Origin of the sequence: Corynebacterium uterequi, from assembly GCF_001021065.1 — a bacterium.
Lineage (GTDB): Bacteria > Actinomycetota > Actinomycetes > Mycobacteriales > Mycobacteriaceae > Corynebacterium > Corynebacterium uterequi.
On sequence record NZ_CP011546.1, the window covers coordinates 2,012,954 to 2,029,669 of the forward strand.

Consider the following 16,716-nt stretch of genomic DNA (forward strand, 5'->3'; position numbering starts at 1 on the left):
CCGTCGCCGCGCACCACCCCGACTTAGCTCAAGCTGTGGCGCACCGCAGCGATGGCGGCGGCCGCGCGGGCGTCGTCGATGAGCGCCCCGCGTTCCCGGCTGACCTCCGCGGCGAGTGTGTCATCGCCGAGAACCTGGCTCAACATCGCCACGGCGTCACGGCGAAGCGCCTCCACAGCGGCGACGTAGTCCAACGCGGCGCGCAGCGTGCGTCGCCGGCTGGAGTCAAGGCGAATGAGCCGGCCGTGGGCGTCGCTGACCAGCAAGCCGAGGATGGTGTCCCCCAGCTCGTCGAGGGCCTCTCCCGCCCACACCTCGTCGGACAACTGCCATAACGAGATCACCACGGCGCCGGCAACCTCGACCGCATCGAGTTCCTGCACGCCCCGGGAGGGCAGAAGGTGAGCGACAATGTGGCCGGGGTGCACCACCTCGGCCACGGCGTGGACGGCGGCGTCGAAGGCGTCCTCCTCCACGTCGAGAAGGATGAGGTCCGCCTCCGCCGCCTGCGCCGCATCCGCCACGTGCGTGACATGATGGCCAGCCCTAGCGAGCAAGGCCGGGAAAGACTCAGGAGCGGGCCGGGCGCCAAGCACCGCGACCCTTAATATGGGGCGCTGCACTAGCGCTGATTCTTCATGTTGGCGAGCAACTCCGCGACCGTGAGGCCACTGCCGTGCTGATCCAGGCGACGCCGGCCGCTGTGTCGCACGTCCTCCGCCGGCTCCGGCTCCCGACGGGGCTCCGGCTTCGGTTCCCGGCGGGGTTCCGGTGCCCGACGGGTCTCGGGCTCCGACGGGAACTGCCAACGGTCGCTGCTCTCGCTAATGAGCTGGGACAGCGGATTGGCCGTCGGTGCCGAGGAGCGGCCGAAGCGCCCGGCAATGGCGTCGGGGGTGGGGGCGCCGTTGGGACGGCGGTGCGAACCGCGGTACAGTGGCTCCTCCACCGGTTCGTCGGCGACGGTGACCACGGGATCCTCACGCGGCGCCCAGTGCGAGTACGCAGCGCTCACCGGGGTCGGTTCCGGTTCCGGGATCGGCTCGGGCTTCGGCTCCGGACGGAAATACGACGGCTGGGGCCGCTCAACTCGCGGCGGTGCCGGCTGAGTCCGCCGCGGGGCGGGCTCCGGCTCCCGGACGATGGCGATCTCCTCTGTCACGTCGCGGGCGTTGGTGGCCGAGGAGCTCTCGACTTCCATCACACGCTGCGCGGTGGCGCGAATAGCGTCGGGCTCGTATTCGTAGGGCCGGCCGGTGTATTCCTCCAGCTTGGACCGCAGCGAGCGGATCTCCTCCCGCAGCTGCTCAAGGAGTTCCGTATTGTGCTCGGCCAGCTTCTCGCTGCGGGAAGAGTCACGCTGGATGGTGGTCCCATTGGCCTGGGCGACGCGCTCTAGCTCGGCGAGGTGCAGCTCCTCCCGCAGCTCCATCTCCTCACGCTGGGAAATGTTTTGGCTCCGGTACCGGTAGATGAGGAAGGCACTGAGCAGCACCGCCCACAGCGCGGCGATGAGCGCGACCTTCAACGCGGTGGCGCTGTTGACCAGGAGCATGACCACGCTGCCTGCGACCGCGACAACGACGAGCACGAAGATAACGACCTGGCTAGAGTCACGTTCCCTCGATTCCGGGACGTTATCCGACTCCGAAAACTGGGATTCCGATCCAGGTGTGACAGTCATACCCTCTACTTTAGCTAATAGTCTCACCGCTGCCAGGCGGAGGCGTCTCACAAGATTTCTCCACCGCCACCCCGGCGGCGGCCAGCACCGCGCCCCCGAGCGCACCGGCGAGGACAACGGGCAGCTCGGCCTGGGCGGTCACTAACTGACCAGCGTGCGGGACCACGAAGGTGGCTACCCCCGCGTAGCCGCCGCCCATGATCGCGCCAGTCCACGCCGACGCCTGCCCCACGACGAGGATCCGCGCGACGGTGAGCGGATTAAGCTGGCTGCGATCAAGGCCGATGCGCCCCTCGTCGAGGTTACGGCGCACCAGCGCCCGCAGCCCCACGCACATCGCCACCAGCGCCCACAACGTGACCGGACCGATGGCCGGAAGGGGCGGGAAATAGGAATAAAAGAAGCAGGTGACGATGCCCACCGCCGCCGCGATGAACGCGTAGACGACCACGAGGCCGGCGATAGGGGTGCGGATCATGGCAACCCCGCTACCCGTCGGATCGCCGCCACCTCATCCTCCGGTAGGGCAGCCACCAGGTCGGCGACGCGGCGCCCGCCCAACGTGGCCGCCTCGTCCGCCGCCAGCCAGGGCACCAGCACGAAGGCTCGTTCGTGGGCGAAGGGATGCGGGACGGACAATTCGGGGGTGTCCACCGTGATCTCCGCCCCGGCGTCATCGCATAAGGCCACGATGTCCACGTCGAGGGTGCGCGGCCCCCAGTGCACGAGGCGTCGTCGCCCCGCCTCCTGTTCCAGGCGCTGCGCGCGTCGCAGCAGCTGCAGCGGGGTGTCAGTCACCTCCACGATGAGGATGGCGTTGAGGAAATCCGGTTGGTTGGTGTTGCCCCAGGCCGGGGTGGCAAACATGCCCGAGGCGACGACGAGCTCCGCTGCGAAGTCCTCCTCCACCCGGGCGAGGTGGGCGGCGGAGTCCTCCAAGTTTGACCCAATGGAGAGCACGGCGCGCATCACGGCCTCCCGGGGCGGGTCGTGCGCGAGCGCCGGGCGACGACGGCCACGTCGTCGAACACCAGCGGTATCGGCGCGTGCGGCTTGTGGATGGTGACCTCCACGGCGTGCACGGCCGGGTAGCGTTCGAGGGTTTGGTCGGCGATGCGGGCAGCCACCGTCTCAATGAGCCGGCGCGGCGTCCCGGTGACCTCGTCGTAGGCAAGCTGGGCGAGCTCCGCGTAGTTGACGGTTTTGCTCAGGTCATCGTCGGCCGCCGCCGGCGCCGCGTTGAGCCAGGCCGTCACGTCGATGCTGAACGCCTGGCCGTGCTCGGTCTCGTGGTCAAGCACCCCGTGGTGGCCGAAGGCGCGGATCCCGCGAAGCTCGATCCGGTCAGCCACGGCGCGCCTCCTCCGCCGCGCGCCACGCTTCCGCCACGTCCACCGCGTCACGGGAACCGGCGACGTCGTGCACCCGCACCGCCCACGCCCCGAGCCGCGCCGACAGTGCCGACACCGCCAGCGTGGCGGCGTCGGCCAGCGTCGGGGAGGCCGGCAGTCCTCGATCGGCGCGCACCCCGGTGAGGAAACGTTTCCGCGAGGCTCCCACCAGCACCGGGTAGTCGCCGTCGATGAACTCGCCCAGCGCGCCCAGGAGCGCCCAATTGTCCTCGTGGGACTTGGCGAAACCGAGTCCCGGGTCAACGGTGATGTTGTCCGCTCGCACACCGGCGTCGATGGCAGCCGCCGCCAGCTCCCCGAGGACCTTTTTAACGTCCGCGACGACGTCCCCGCCATGGTCGGCCCGGCCGGAGGCTTCGGCGAAGTCCGCGCCGGCCACCGTGCGCCAGTGCATGAGACACACGAGAGCGTCCGAATCCGCCATGACCCGGAACATGTCCGGATCGGCCAGGCCGCCCGAGACGTCGTTGATAAGATCCACGCCCGCCTCAACGCACGCGGCGGCCGTCGCGGCGCGCATGGTGTCCACCGAGGTGGCAATGCCCGCGGAGTGCAGCTCACGAATGACGGTAGCCGCCCGTTCGGCCTCCACCTCTGGGGGAACGCGAGTGGCCCCGGGGCGGGTCGATTCCGCACCGACGTCGATGATGTCCGCGCCCTGAGCCACGAGCTCGTGGGCGTGGGCAATGGCGTCGTCGAACGCCAGGAACTTCCCGCCGTCGGAGAAGGAATCCTCGGTGACATTGACAATGCCCATGACCCGGCACCGGCCCGGGAGGATGAGATCTGCGCCTTGCATTGCGTTCTCCTTGTACAGCTAGCTGCGAATGAGGCTGAGGGCCTCCGCGCGGGACGCGGCGGACGTTTTGAAACCGCCACGTACCGCGGAGGTGACCGTCACGGCGCCCGGCTTGCGGATGCCGCGCATCCCCATGCACAGGTGCTCACACTCGATGACGACGATGACCGACTGCGCCCGCAGCTTCTCCACCAACGCGTCGGCGATCTGGGAGGTCAGCCGCTCCTGGACTTGGGGGCGCCGCGCGTAGAGGTCGGCCAGGCGGGCCAGCTTCGACAGGCCCGTCACCTGGCCCTCCTTATTGGGGATGTACCCGATGTGGGCGTGGCCGAAGAAGGGCAGGAGGTGATGTTCGCACATCGAGTAGATGGGGATGTCCTTGACGAGGACCAGTTCCTGATGGTCCTCGCTGAAGGTCTTTTCCAGCACGGATGTCGGGTCGGTGCGTAGCCCCTGCAGGTTCTCGGCGAAGGCGCGAGCCACCCGCGCGGGGGTTTCCCGAAGACCCTCTCGATCCGGGTCCTCCCCCACGGCGAGGAGGAGTTCTCGCACCGCGGCCTCGGCGCGGGCGTGATCGAAGTTAGTGTCGGCCATGGCGGTCCTCCTCGCCTGCGGTGAACTCGGGCATCCCCGTCCGCGGCATTTCCGTGGTCTCGTCCTGCGACGGCGCGGGGCTCTCGGCGTGATCCGGCTTCTCGTGGTCCGGGAGCTGGAAGCCGACGAGCGTCTCATCGCCGACGGTGTAGTTCTTCATCCCGGGGTGCTCCCGGCTGGTGGGCTCGCTCGGAGGTTGCGCGGGTGCCTGCGTAGGCGTGTGCACAGGCGGCTGCGAGGGCGGCTCGGCTGGCTGGGCTCCGGGCTGCGCCTCGGGCTGCGTCGGCTGGGCGTAGGGGTTCGCCGACGACGTAGCGTCGTCCCGCTTAACCGGAGGCCAGCCCGGCACCGTCCAATTCGCCGGCGGTGGGGTCCCTTCGTAGCGAGGGATCTGCAGGTTCTCCGTAGCCTGGCCGGCGCTGCCTTCATCCGGGCGGTGGTGCCGGCCCCGGCTCAACGCCTGGTTCGCCTCGGCCGCCGCTTTCTCTTCCTGCCGCTTCGCCCGCGCCGCCCGGGAGGCCTCCAACAGGCTAAAGCGCTTTGGCGGCTCTTCGCCGCGCTCGATCGCCAGCTCCACCGGGGTCTTCACCGGTTCCCGACCCAGCTGCCGCGGGAAGCGGGTGGGCTCGGTGGGGAAGATGTCGCCCACGGGTTCGGGGTCGATGTCGTCGAACAGCGCCTCTAGGTCAGGACGGCGCAGGGTCTCCTTCTCCAGCAGCTTCGACGCCAGCGCGTCGAGGTGATCCCGGTAGCGGCTGAGGATGTCATAAGCCCGGCGGTGCGCCGAATCCAGCAGGTAGGCCACCTGTTCGTCGATGCGGTGGGCAATCTCCGGGGAGTAGTCCAAGGATCCGCCCCCACCGGTCATGGCGAAGGGATCGCCGTCTTCGCGCCCGTACTTCACCGCGCCGATCGACGGGGCCATGCCGTACTCAGTGACCATGGCGCGGGCGATCTTGGTGGCTTGCTCGATGTCGGCGGACGCACCCGTCGTCGGCATGCCGAAGACCACCTCCTCCGCCGAGCGGCCGCCCATGGCGAACACGAGGCGGGCGTACAGCTCGGAAAGGTTGTACATGCCCTTGTCGTCTTCCTGGGCCGTCATGGCGTGCCCGCCGGTGCGCCCCCGGGCGAGAATCGTCACCTTGTACACGCGCTCAATGTCCTTGAGCGCCCACGCCGCCAGCGTGTGGCCGCCCTCGTGGTACGCAGTGACGCGCTTTTCATCCTCGGAAATGATCTTGGAGGAGCGCCGCGGACCGCCGATCACGCGGTCGGTGGCTTCCTCGAGGGCGTCGGCGGTGATGATGTTGCCGCCGATGCGGGCGGTGAGCAGCGCCGCCTCATTGACCACGTTGGCCAGGTCCGCGCCAGACATGCCGGCGGTGCGCTTAGCGAGGGCGTCGAGGTCAGCGTCGGGCCCCATGGGCTTGCCCGCGGCGTGGATCTTGAGGATCTCCTGCCGGCCCTTCAAATCCGGGTTCGTGACCGGGATCTGCCGGTCAAACCGGCCCGGCCGCAGCAGCGCCGGGTCGAGGATGTCCGGGCGGTTCGTGGCGGCGATGAGGATGACGCCTTCCCGATCACCGAAGCCGTCCATCTCAACGAGGAGCTGGTTGAGGGTCTGCTCGCGTTCGTCGTGCCCGCCGCCCATGCCGGAGCCGCGCTGCCGGCCGACGGCGTCGATCTCGTCAATGAAGATGATGCACGGGGAGTTTTCCCGCGCCTGTTTGAACAGATCGCGCACCCGGGAGGCACCAACGCCGACGAACATCTCCACGAAATCGGAGCCGGAAATGGTATAGAAGGCGACCCCGGCCTCGCCCGCCACCGCGCGCGCCAGCAGCGTCTTACCGGTGCCGGGAGGGCCGTAGAGCAGAACGCCGCGGGGAATCTTCGCACCCAGCTTCTCGTAGCGGGAACCGTCCTGGAGGAAGTCGACGACCTCTTGGAGCTCGTCGACGGCCTCGTCGGCGCCGGCGACATCCGCGAAGGTATTGGTCGGCATGTCCTTCGTCAGCTGCTTTGCCTTATTACCGCCGATGCCGAACATGCCGCCGGCGCCGGACTGCATCCGGGACATGAGGAAGAACAGCAGGCCAAACAACACCAGCATGGGCAGCAAGAAGCTGACCATGGACAACAGGAAGGAATCCTTAGTCACGTTCGTGGCGAAAGTCGACGCATCCGAGGCGGCGACCGCGTCGAACACCTGCGGGGTAGCCCGCGCCGGGTACTGGGTGATGATCTCCTCGACACCCTCACGCTTGTCCACCGTGATAGGCTCGCGCAGCTCAAGGCGAAGCTGCTGTTCACGATCGTCGATCTGTGCCTTGTCGACGTTGTTTCGCTCCAGCTGCTCCAAGGCCACCGACGTCTCCACCCGCTGGAAACCGCGGGTGGGGTCCGTCAACGAGGAGATGACGAAGAGGGAGACCAGCATGATGGCCGCGAGCACGCCGAGTTGCAGGATTCGCTTGTTCTTCATTCGCTCTTTCCGATTAAACCGAGGCTAATTCAGCCCAGTCTAGAGCGCGTCAAGCACCTGTGTCAGAAGCGGGGGCTGGTTGCGCCCCGCCGGGATCGTAGCGCCTATTCGGAGTAGACGCGCGGGTGCAGCAGACCCACGTAAGGAAGGTCGCGGTAGCGCTCCGCGTAGTCCAGCCCGTAGCCGATGACGAACTCGTTGGGAATGTCGAAGCCGACGTCGAGCAGCTCCACGTGCGCGGTCTGCACCTCAGGCTTACGCAGCAAGGTGACCACGTTGAGGGACTTCGGGTGACGCCCGGAGAGGTTCTTGATCAACCAGCTCAGGGTGAGGCCGGAGTCGATGATGTCCTCGACGATGAGAACATTCTTGCCCTCGATGTCCCGGTCCAGGTCCTTGAGGATGCGGACCACGCCCGAGGAGGACGTCGCGTTGCCGTAGGAGGACACCGCCATGAACTCGATCTGGGAAGGGATGCTCAGGCTGCGAGCAAAGTCAGTGAGGAAGAGCACCGCGCCCTTGAGGACGCACACGAGCAGCAGGTCCTCGGGCTCGTCGCGGTACATGTCCGAGACCTTGTCCGCCATCTCCTGGATGCGGGCGCGCAGCTGCTCCTCATTAATAATGATGGCTTCGATGTCGTCGCCGTAACGATTCGGCGGAACGTTATAGTCCTTGTGGTCGTGCATAGTGCTAGCGAAGCCCTTCCCTTGAATTCTGATCCAGCATGTACTGATCCTGGCGAATCACTGTAAGTCTGCCACCAATTCGCCGGACTTCCAACCGCCTACGCCCAGCCGCGTCGACGACGCCTCCGGCGGCCACACCGCCTTGTCCGTGGTAGTCAACGACCAGCCGATCCACCCCGTCAAGTACCGGCGCGGTGACCGCCAGGCCCTGCTGACGCAGCCACGCCACCAGCCGACGACGCCGCAGCGGCTCCGGCTGGGCGGCAAGGGTCGCACAATCATCAGTGGGGGCGCCGGCGAGCTGGTTGAGTAGGGCGTCGTCGGCCGCCGCCAGGCTCGCGGCGCGCGCCAACGGCTCCACCGCGTCCCCGCCCACCACCTCCCCGAGGTGCGGGATCGTGTCCTGGCGCAGGCGCACGCGACGGAAGGCGGGGTTGCCATTGTGGGGGTCCTGCCAGTAGCTGATCCCGAGTTCCAGACACGCCCCGACGGTGTCTGCTCGGCGCACGCCCAACAGCGGCCGGTGCAGGCAGCAGGCGTCGTCGGCGGCCGCGAAGGGCTTCGCCGCCATCCCGGTGGCCCGGCCGCGCAGCGCGCTGAGCAGCAGCGTTTCCGCCTGATCCTCCATGGTGTGGGCGACGGCGAGCGGCACACCCCGAGCCCGGGCGTGCTCCCACAACACCTGGTAGCGGACCTTTCGGGCGGCGGCTTCCATCCCTTCCGCGGTCCGCGGAATGTCCACGGCCACCACCGTCGCCTCGGCGCCGAGTTGCCGGGCGGTTCGTGCGGCCTGGCGGGCCACCTCGGCCGAACCGGGCTGCAGCTGATGGTCGACGATCACCGCGAACACTTGGGAATGCTCAGCCAACAGTGCGGCGGTCAGCGCGAGCGAGTCAGCACCGCCGGAGAGGCCGACGACAACCTCCGGGTGGGCCTGGGCCAGCGGGCGAACCGCCCGTCGACAGGCGAGGAAGTGAGGGCTCCGGCGAGGGTAGGCCACCCGCAGCAGCGAGGAGGTCACCAGGCCCGCAGCTCGGAAGCGAAGACGTCGAGGGCGCCTCGACCCGCGTCAATCGCGGAGCCATTGGACAACAGCGCAAAGTTGTACACCTGGCCGGACTCCCCGATGACGGTTCCGACGAGTGCGTTCGTGCCGGTCAGCGTGCCCGTCTTCGCGCGAACGTAGCCTCGCCCGGGCAGCTGCTCGTAGCGGTCCTGCAGCGTGCCGACGCCGTGGGCCACGGGAAGCATCCCCACCAGCGGCCGCAGCTCGTCACCACTAGTGGCGGCGGTGACGATCCCGGCCAACAGGTCCGGGGTGATGAGATTGCCTTCACTGAGCCCGGAGCTGTCATAGGTGGTCACCGACGCGGTGGGCAACCCAGCCTCGGCGAGGACAGCCAGGGTGGTATCGGCCGCACCCTGGCCCGTGGGTGCGGCGCCACGAGCGAGGGCGACCTCGCGGCCGATGGCCTCAGCCGCCACATTGTCGGACCAGCGCAGCATGTCCTGCATACGGATGGCCAGCGGCTCGGACTCGGTGGTGCCGAGCACCTCCGCGCCGGCCGGGGCGGGACCGGTACCCACGTTGACCGCGCCGAGGCGAGTGGCCAGGGCCTGCGCGACGTCGAGGGCCGGGGTGTGGCTGCGCGGAACGTCGCCCGTCGCGGCGCCGAGGCGGCCGCCGTTCATCATCGCCGGCTGCAAAGGGGCGACGTAACCGCCGTCGACGTTGCCCGGATCCCAGCCTTCGAGCTGCTCCGGGCCCTGCCACACCGAGGTGTCGATCAACACGGTGTCGATGGGTTCGTTACCGGTGGCCTCCGCGACCTCGGCGGCGAGGGCATCGAGCTGAGCGTCGTCCAGCCACACGTCGCCGGCGGCCTTGATGACGACGCTTCCCGCAACGTCGCCGCGCACGACGTCAGTCGTCACCGTCGACGTCGGGTCAAGGGTTAGGATGGCGGCCGCCGCCGTGAGCAGCTTCGTCGCACTTGCTGGAGTCAACGGCTGGTCCGACTGCTGCTGCCAGATGACATCACCCGTGCCGGCATCCACCACGACGCCGTGCAAGTCGCCCAACGCCGGGGCAGCCGCCAACTCGCTCAGGCGCTGCGCCAGCATCGCCCGATCCACCTGGGTGGTGCCGAAACCGGAGGGCATGGCCACCGTCTCCGGCATGGCGACAACATAGGGCGCGGCGTGGCTGAGATTGCCGTACCGAGCCTGGGCATACACACCGACGGCCGCTACCCCGGCCACCGCCACGGCAAGCACCGCGGAGGCGCCGGCCACGATTTTCTTTCCAGCTTTCATCGTCGAGTAAGCCTAGTGCCTTCGCGGGCTGAACCGTCCGACGGGCGCGGCAGCCCGGGTAGGATGTGAGGTGATTCTTTTGTCTCACTGTTGTTTAAGGAGCAAGACACCGCCATGAAGGTTGAAGTCACTATCGAGATCCCCAAGGGCTCGCGCAACAAGTACGAGGTCGACCACGAGACCGGCAAGGTCCACCTGGACCGCTACCTCTTCACCCCGATGGCCTACCCGGCGGACTACGGCTACATCGATCACACCCTCGGCGAAGACGGCGACCCGCTCGACGCGCTCGTCATCCTGCCTGAGTCCGTCTTCCCCGGCGTGGTCGTCGGCGCCCGCCCGATCGGCGTGTTCAAGATGACCGACGAGGCCGGCGGCGACGACAAGCTGCTCTGCGTCATCGACGACGTTCGCTACGAGGGCTACCAGGACATCACCGATGTCTCCGACTTCGTCAAGGACGAGATCGAGCACTTCTTCGTCCACTACAAGGACCTGGAGCCCAACAAGGAAGTCACCGGCTCCGGCTGGGGCGACAAGGCCGAGGCCGAGAAGATCCTCGCCGAAGCCATCGAGCGCTACCAGGGCTAGCCTTCCTTTTCCGTGCGGCGGGTTGTCCTGCCGCACGGCGGCTTTAGCCCTCGCACCCCAACTCCGGGGTACGAGGAGAGAGGAATCGGTAGCCTGGGGCGGCATGAAACACGTAACCGTTCATGACGTTCCTTCCGACGCTGTCCTCATCGATGTCCGCGAACCCGACGAGTACGCCGAGGCCCACGCCGCCGGCGCCATCAACATTCCCTTGAGCACTCTCCCGGAGCGTGCGGACGAGGTTCCCGCCGACGGCGACGTCTACCTCATCTGCAAGGCTGGTGGGCGTTCCGCGAAGGCCGGCGAATACCTGGAGCAGTCCGCTGGTCGAGCCAACCTCATCAACGTTGACGGTGGCACCGATGGGTGGCTCGCCGCTGGCTTGCCGACCGGCTAGGCACTCGCTCAGGCTGGGGCGCTGAGCACTCCGAGGTTGTGGAGGTGAAGCAGGGGTCTGAACCCTCCCGCCTCCACTAGGGACCTGGCTATGTGGTGGGTGAGGTATCTCAGCCCCATCGCGATACAACGCAGGTGCTCGAGGTGTGCTCTTGATCGCCTCCATCGGCGCGTTCGACGAGCCTGGATGATCGAGGTACGCCGTGATGTCATCCCTGCGCCGAGTCTCCGTACACCCCACCAGGCGCTGATGCACCTTTCAGGCCACCACAGCACGATCACCCAGGACAACTCCTCATTGTCGTGCGGACTTCAATACAAGAAAACCATCCTTGACCTGGCACACCCTCGAGACTTCTACACCGTCTTAGATTATGATTCAGATCACATAAAAGTGACCCGGCCGGGTCAGATTTTACTCTTTTACTTGACCGCGACCCACTCCCCTCTTAGCTTGAAACTAGACCGGTGGGATCGATCATCACAGCCGCCGACCAGTGTCCCCAGTAGGAGGAAAGGGTGATTCATCATGAGCCTAGGACGCAAGATACTTCTCATTTCTCTAGGGTCTAACATCGCTTTTCTCTGCCTGGTGAGCGCGATTGTTGAACTCGTAGCATTTCCCGAGATCCCTTGGTGGATTGCCATAGGCAATGTCGTCGTTTTTCTTGCCTGTTCCTACATAGTTTTCACGACTATCGCGTCTTTGCCCGCCGAGCCGTAGCCACTGACCGAGCCTTCATCCCTGGTCCTTCCTAATGAAAATCTTGCGGGAGTGATGCCGCGGCCCCACACAGCCCACCGCCTCTGCACCTGCCTACAATGCGTGAGCATGGATAGCCGCACTCCGCCTACGCCTCCCGGCCTCGAAGCCGGCGGCGAGGCGGCCGCAGACTCCGTCGTTACCCACGAGGTCCCGCCGCAGTTCGCCGCCGGCGAAGACGCACCCGATCCGCGCACGCTCATCGACATCCTCACCGCCACCGCCCACCGCTTCCCCGGTGCGGCGGCCATCGACGATGGCTCCGTTATTACCTATGCCGAGCTCCTCGACCACATCACCGAGGAAGCCAGGCGTTGGCGCGCCGCCGGAGTTCGCCCTGGCGACCGGGTGGGTATCCGGATGCAGAGTGGGCACAAGGAGCTGTATCTGGCGATTCTCACAACCTTGGCCGCCGGTGCGGCCTACGTGCCGGTGGACGCCGATGATCCCGAGGAGCGTGCCGAGTTGGTCTTCTCCGAGGCCAGCATCGACGCCCTGTGCACCGACGACGGTCTGCAAGCCCTTCGCCGCTACCCCTCCGCGGAGCCCACTCCTCTCACCGAGGACGACCAGCTTGACGGCCCCTCCCCCGAGGACGACGCGTGGATTATCTTCACCTCCGGTTCGACGGGCACGCCGAAGGGCGTGGCGGTGACCCATCGCAGCGCGGCGGCGTTCGTCGACGCCGAGGCGGGGCTCTTTCTCCGGGATCACCCCCTCGGCCCGGAGGACCGGGTGCTGGCGGGCTTGTCCGTCGCTTTCGACGCCAGTTGCGAGGAGATGTGGCTGGCTTGGCGCCACGGCGCGTGCCTGGTTCCGGCGCCGCGCAGCCTGGTGCGCTCGGGCATGGACTTGGGCCCGTGGTTGATCCGGCGGGATATCACCGTCGTGTCTACGGTCCCGACGCTGGCTGGGCTGTGGCCGGCGGAGGCGCTGGACAATATTCGCCTGCTCATCGTCGGCGGGGAGGCGTGCAGCCAGGAGCTCGTCGATCGCCTGGCCACGAGCGATCGGGAGATGTGGAACACCTACGGCCCCACAGAGGCGACCGTCGTCGCGTCTGCGGGGCGGCTGTACCCCGGCATGGAGGTCGGTATCGGCCTGCCGCTGCCTGGTTGGGATCTCGCGGTGGTGGACGCCGATGGCAAGCAGGTCGGCGTCGGTGAGATCGGAGAGCTCATCATCGGCGGGGTGGGCTTGGCTCGGTACCTGGACCCGGTGAAGGACGCCGAGAAGTACGCACCCGCGCCAGCGCTCGGCTGGTCGCGGGCGTATCGTACCGGGGACCACGTCCGCTTGGAGATCGAGGGCTTGTACTTCGTGGGCAGGATCGACGACCAGGTGAAGATCGGCGGCCGGCGCATTGAGCTCGGGGAGGTGGAGGCGGCCGTCGCCGCGCTGGATAACGTTTACAATTCGGCGGTCGCGGTGCAGACCACCGGGGGTAACCAGAAGGTGCTGGTCGGGTACGTATCGCTGACCGACGCCGCGAGCGGGTTTGACCATGACGCCGCGCACGCGCGTCTCGCCGAGTCGATGCCGGCGGCGCTCGTTCCCCGGATCTGTGTGCTCGACGAGCTGCCCGTGCGCACGTCGGGGAAGGTGGACAAGGACGCCCTGCCGTGGCCGCTGCCCGACGTCGGCGTCGCAGAGGAAGCACAGCTCAGCGACACCGAGGCGTGGCTAGCCGGGCTGTGGGTAGCGACCTTAGGCGTGAGCGTCGACGGGCCCGACGCCGACTTCTTTTCCCTCGGCGGCTCCTCGTTGTCCGCGGCGGTGCTCATTGGCGCGATTCGCTCCCGTGTGCCGACGGCCGCGGTGCGTGACCTTTACGACCATCCTCGCCTCGGCGCGCTGGCGCACCGGCTGGAGGACATCGCTGCTGCTACCGGGGCCCGCACGGACCGGGGGCGCCGACGCGCGCAGCCGCCCCGGCGCGTGGCCCGGGTCCCGGGCAGAACTCGGGTGGTCCAATCTCTGCTGCAAGTGGTGTTCATGAGTGTCTACGCCGTTGCCCCGCTGGGGTGGCTGCTGATGCTCAATAACATCGCCGGGCTCATGGGCGCGAGCTGGGCAATGCCGGCGCCGTGGTGGCTCGTGACGGCGATCATTATCGTCGCCGGTACTCCGGCAGGTCAGGTGCCGCTCGGCGCGCTGGGCGCTCGCCTCATTACCCGCGGTATTTCCCCGGGCGAGTACCCGCGCGGGGGCCGCGTCCACCTGCGGCTGTGGGCGGCGGAGCGGTGGGCGGACGTCACCCGCTCGCGGGAGATCGCCGGGGCCACGTGGGTGAACAACTACGCCCGTTTGCTCGGGGTGTCGGTGGGTAAGGGCGTGGACCTGCACTCCTTGCCGCCGGTGACCGGATTGCTGTCACTGGGCAACCATGCCGCCGTCGAGCCGGAGGTGGACCTGCGTGGGTACTGGATCGACGGCGACGTGGTGCGCGTCGGCCGGATTTTAATTGGGGCCAACGCGCGCGTTGGCGCCCGGTCGACGCTGCTGCCCGGCACAGTCATTGGCGCCAGCGCGCACGTCGAGGCCGGATCCACCGTCACTGGGGGCACACCGGTGAAACCCGGCGCACGGTGGTCCGGTTCCCCGGCGAAGAAGGTGGGCCGTTCCAAGCACCGCTTCCCGGAGCATCACCCGGCGCGGCGCCCGCACTGGGTGTGGATCTACGGCCTGACGTCGCTGCTTCTGGCGGCTCAGCCCCTGGTCGCCGCTGGCGCCGGGGTGGCGGCCGTGGTGGGGCTTGTCGGCGCCGTCGACGGGGCTGACACCTCGTCGTCGCTGTACGCCGGGGTGTTGCTCTTCGCGCCGGTCGGCGGGCTGGTCGCCTTCGCGGTTCACGCGCTCACCACCTTCGTGGGGGTGCGCGCGATGAGCGTCGGCCTGCACCCCGGGGTGGCCCCTGTGCGTTCCCGGCGTGGGTGGCAGCTGTGGACCATCACCCGGCTCATGGATGATGCCCGCTCTGCTCTCTTTCCGCTCTACGCCAGCCTTCTCACGCCGGCGTGGATGCGCTGCCTCGGGGCTCGGGTGGGCCGGGATGTGGAAATCTCCACGGCGGTGATGATCCCGCACCTCACCGACATCCGCGACGGCGCGTTCCTCGCCGACGACACCACCGTGGGCGGGTATGAACTCGGCGGTGGGTGGATGCGCACCGGGGAGACGAAGATTGGCAAGCGGTCCTTCGTCGGCAATTCTGCGCTCACCGCGCCGGGGCGGAAACTGGCCAAGCGTTCCCTGGTGGCGGTGCAGTCCTCCACCCCGAAGAAGGCGAAGCCGAACTCCAACTGGTGGGGCTCCCCGCCGGAGCGGATGCGGCGAGTTGCCGTCGACGCCCCCGGCGAGGCCCAGACCTACCGGCCTACCCTCCGGCTGAAGCTGGCCCGCAGCGCCATCGAGACGATGCGGCTTCTCGCGGTGGCGGGCAACGCCCTCGTCGCGGCGGTGGCCTACGTGGGGTTGCAGGTGCTGTACTCCGCCGGCGGGGTGGGCCTGGCCGGTGTGGGCGGCGGGCTGGTGTTCATGACGGCCGGCGCCGTCGCCGTGGCGCAGGCGATCGTGGCGAAATGGGTGTGCGTCGGCCAGCACCGCCCCGGACACCACCCTCTTTTCTCCAGCTACGTGTGGCTCAACGAGGTACAAGACACCTTCGTGGAGATGGTGGCCGCGCCGTGGTTCTTCCAACACGCGATCGGCACCGGCGAACACAACGTGGCGCTGCGCTGCCTGGGTGCGCGCATCGGCGCCGGGGCGTGGGTGGACACCTACTGGTTACCAGAGGCGGATCTGGTGCGCATCGGTCCCGGGGCCACCGTCGGCCCCGGCACGGTGGTGCAAACCCACCTCTTCCAGGACCGGGTCATGAGCCTCGACGAGGTCACCGTCGAGGCTGGGGCCACCCTCGGGGCGCAGTCCTTCGCCCTGCCGGCGTCCGTGATCGGCCAGGCTGCCAGCGTGGGCCCCGGATCGCTCGTCATGCGCGGGGACCGGGTGCCGGCGGGCACCGCCTGGCAGGGCAACCCGATTGAACCAGTGGTGGGTTAGTCGTCGATCTCGTCGCGCCCGCGCTTGACCAGCAGCGGGTCCGGCTCGCCCACCACGTCGTAGTCCTTGTTCGTGTACTCGAACTTGCTGAGGATGTAGCGCATCGCGTTGATGCGGGCGCGCTTCTTGTCATTGGACTTGATGGTGATCCACGGGGATTCCTCGGTGTCCGTGTAGCGGAACTGCTCCTCCTTGGCGCGGGTGTAGTCATCCCACTTGTCCAACGAGGCCAGGTCCATCGGGGACAGCTTCCACTGGCGAACCGGGTCTACCTGGCGGATAGCGAAACGGGTGCGCTGTTCGTGCCGGGTGACGGAAAACCAGAACTTCGTCAGGCTGATGCCCGAGCCGAGGATCATGTTCTCCAGCATCGGCACCTCCCGGAGGAACTCCGCGTGCTGGGACTCCGTACAAAATCCCATGACGCGTTCCACGCCGGAGCGGTTGTACCAGGAGCGGTCGAAGAACACGATCTCACCGGCGGACGGGAAGTGGGAAATATAACGCTGGAAGTACCAGGAGGTGGACTCCCGGGGGCTGGGCTTTTCCAGGGCGACGGTGCGGGCGCCGCGGGGATTGAGGTGCTCGTTGAAGCGCTTGATGGTGCCGCCCTTGCCGGCGGCGTCCCGGCCTTCGAAGAGGATGATGTGGCGCTGTCCGGTGTCCTTCGTCCAGTTCTGCCACTTGAGCAGCTCGATCTGGAGCTGGCGCTTAATGTGGTCGTACTCCTTGCGGGTCATCCGCTCGTCGTAGGGGTACTTCTCCCGCCAGGTCTCTACCGGCTTACCGTTGGGCTGCAGAAGAACCGGGTCATCCTCGTCGGAATCGTCGACGACGAAGCCCTCGGTAGCAGCCAAGTCGATCATGGGGATATCGTCATCGTGATTGTCAGCCATAGCTAGCATTCTACCCGCGTAGCAGTGAC

General features: G+C 67.5%; 15 protein-coding genes and 1 pseudogene. 3 read left to right on the forward strand and 13 right to left on the reverse strand.

Annotated elements, in window-relative coordinates; genetic code table 11:
• Positions 1 to 23: 23 nt before the first annotated feature.
• The 11 genes from CUTER_RS09340 to dacB all read right to left on the reverse strand — a co-directional run bounded on the left by CUTER_RS09340 (position 24) and on the right by dacB (position 9,982).
• Positions 24 to 623, reverse strand: coding sequence for a 6PGD fold domain-containing protein (locus CUTER_RS09340; RefSeq protein WP_047260192.1), 600 nt, complete (start codon positions 621 to 623; stop codon positions 24 to 26).
• A complete protein-coding gene (locus tag CUTER_RS09345) occupies positions 623 to 1,684 on the reverse strand; it encodes a DUF6779 domain-containing protein (protein WP_047260193.1) in 1,062 nt (353 codons plus the stop codon). Before CUTER_RS09345 ends, CUTER_RS09340 begins: the two co-directional genes overlap by 1 nt.
• A 10-nt stretch (positions 1,685 to 1,694) precedes the next feature.
• Complete coding sequence (locus CUTER_RS09350) at positions 1,695 to 2,162, reverse strand: DUF3180 domain-containing protein (RefSeq protein WP_047260194.1); 468 nt, start codon at positions 2,160 to 2,162, stop codon at positions 1,695 to 1,697.
• Positions 2,159 to 2,653, reverse strand: a complete 495-nt coding sequence (folK, locus tag CUTER_RS09355) for a 2-amino-4-hydroxy-6-hydroxymethyldihydropteridine diphosphokinase (RefSeq protein WP_047260195.1) — start codon at positions 2,651 to 2,653, stop codon at positions 2,159 to 2,161. The genes CUTER_RS09350 and folK overlap by 4 nt, the downstream gene beginning before the upstream one ends.
• Positions 2,653 to 3,036, reverse strand: coding sequence for a dihydroneopterin aldolase (gene folB, locus CUTER_RS09360; RefSeq protein ID WP_047260196.1), 384 nt, complete (start codon positions 3,034 to 3,036; stop codon positions 2,653 to 2,655). The genes folK and folB overlap by 1 nt, the downstream gene beginning before the upstream one ends.
• Positions 3,029 to 3,895 carry a dihydropteroate synthase gene (gene folP / locus CUTER_RS09365; RefSeq protein ID WP_047260197.1) on the reverse strand — a complete coding sequence of 289 codons (867 nt, stop codon included), beginning with the start codon at positions 3,893 to 3,895 and terminating at the stop codon, positions 3,029 to 3,031. The genes folB and folP overlap by 8 nt, the downstream gene beginning before the upstream one ends.
• A gap of 18 nt (positions 3,896 to 3,913) precedes the next feature.
• Complete coding sequence (gene folE, locus CUTER_RS09370) at positions 3,914 to 4,489, reverse strand: GTP cyclohydrolase I FolE (RefSeq protein ID WP_047260198.1); 576 nt, start codon at positions 4,487 to 4,489, stop codon at positions 3,914 to 3,916.
• Positions 4,476 to 6,977: an ATP-dependent zinc metalloprotease FtsH gene (gene ftsH, locus CUTER_RS09375; protein ID WP_047260199.1), complete on the reverse strand. Its 2,502-nt coding sequence runs from the start codon at positions 6,975 to 6,977 to the stop codon at positions 4,476 to 4,478. The genes folE and ftsH overlap by 14 nt, the downstream gene beginning before the upstream one ends.
• Before the next feature lie 104 nt (positions 6,978 to 7,081).
• Complete coding sequence (gene hpt / locus CUTER_RS09380) at positions 7,082 to 7,666, reverse strand: hypoxanthine phosphoribosyltransferase (RefSeq protein WP_047260200.1); 585 nt, start codon at positions 7,664 to 7,666, stop codon at positions 7,082 to 7,084.
• A gap of 4 nt (positions 7,667 to 7,670) precedes the next feature.
• Positions 7,671 to 8,687: a tRNA lysidine(34) synthetase TilS gene (gene tilS / locus CUTER_RS09385; RefSeq protein ID WP_047260201.1), complete on the reverse strand. Its 1,017-nt coding sequence runs from the start codon at positions 8,685 to 8,687 to the stop codon at positions 7,671 to 7,673.
• Complete coding sequence (dacB, locus tag CUTER_RS09390; protein WP_047260202.1) at positions 8,684 to 9,982, reverse strand: D-alanyl-D-alanine carboxypeptidase/D-alanyl-D-alanine endopeptidase; 1,299 nt, start codon at positions 9,980 to 9,982, stop codon at positions 8,684 to 8,686. Before dacB ends, tilS begins: the two co-directional genes overlap by 4 nt.
• A 114-nt stretch (positions 9,983 to 10,096) precedes the next feature.
• Here dacB and CUTER_RS09395 point away from each other — a divergent pair, with 114 nt between their 5' ends.
• A complete protein-coding gene (locus CUTER_RS09395; protein ID WP_047260203.1) occupies positions 10,097 to 10,573 on the forward strand; it encodes an inorganic diphosphatase in 477 nt (158 codons plus the stop codon).
• 103 nt (positions 10,574 to 10,676) lie between these two features.
• Positions 10,677 to 10,970, forward strand: a complete 294-nt coding sequence (locus CUTER_RS09400) for a rhodanese-like domain-containing protein (protein WP_047260204.1) — start codon at positions 10,677 to 10,679, stop codon at positions 10,968 to 10,970.
• Between the two features lie 8 nt (positions 10,971 to 10,978).
• Here CUTER_RS09400 and CUTER_RS11905 read toward each other — a convergent pair.
• Positions 10,979 to 11,162, reverse strand: a pseudogene (locus CUTER_RS11905) (hypothetical protein); the annotation flags it as partial.
• Positions 11,163 to 11,801: 639 nt separating this feature from the next.
• Here CUTER_RS11905 and CUTER_RS09410 point away from each other — a divergent pair.
• The gene (locus CUTER_RS09410) at positions 11,802 to 15,791 is read left to right on the forward strand and encodes a Pls/PosA family non-ribosomal peptide synthetase (RefSeq protein WP_047260206.1); all 3,990 of its coding nucleotides are present in this window, start codon (positions 11,802 to 11,804) and stop codon (positions 15,789 to 15,791) included.
• On the opposite strand, the gene ppk2 is transcribed toward CUTER_RS09410, so the two are convergent.
• A complete protein-coding gene (gene ppk2, locus CUTER_RS09415) occupies positions 15,788 to 16,687 on the reverse strand; it encodes a polyphosphate kinase 2 (RefSeq protein ID WP_047260207.1) in 900 nt (299 codons plus the stop codon). The two genes, CUTER_RS09410 and ppk2, sit on opposite strands and share 4 nt — an antisense overlap.
• Positions 16,688 to 16,716: the final 29 nt, after the last annotated feature.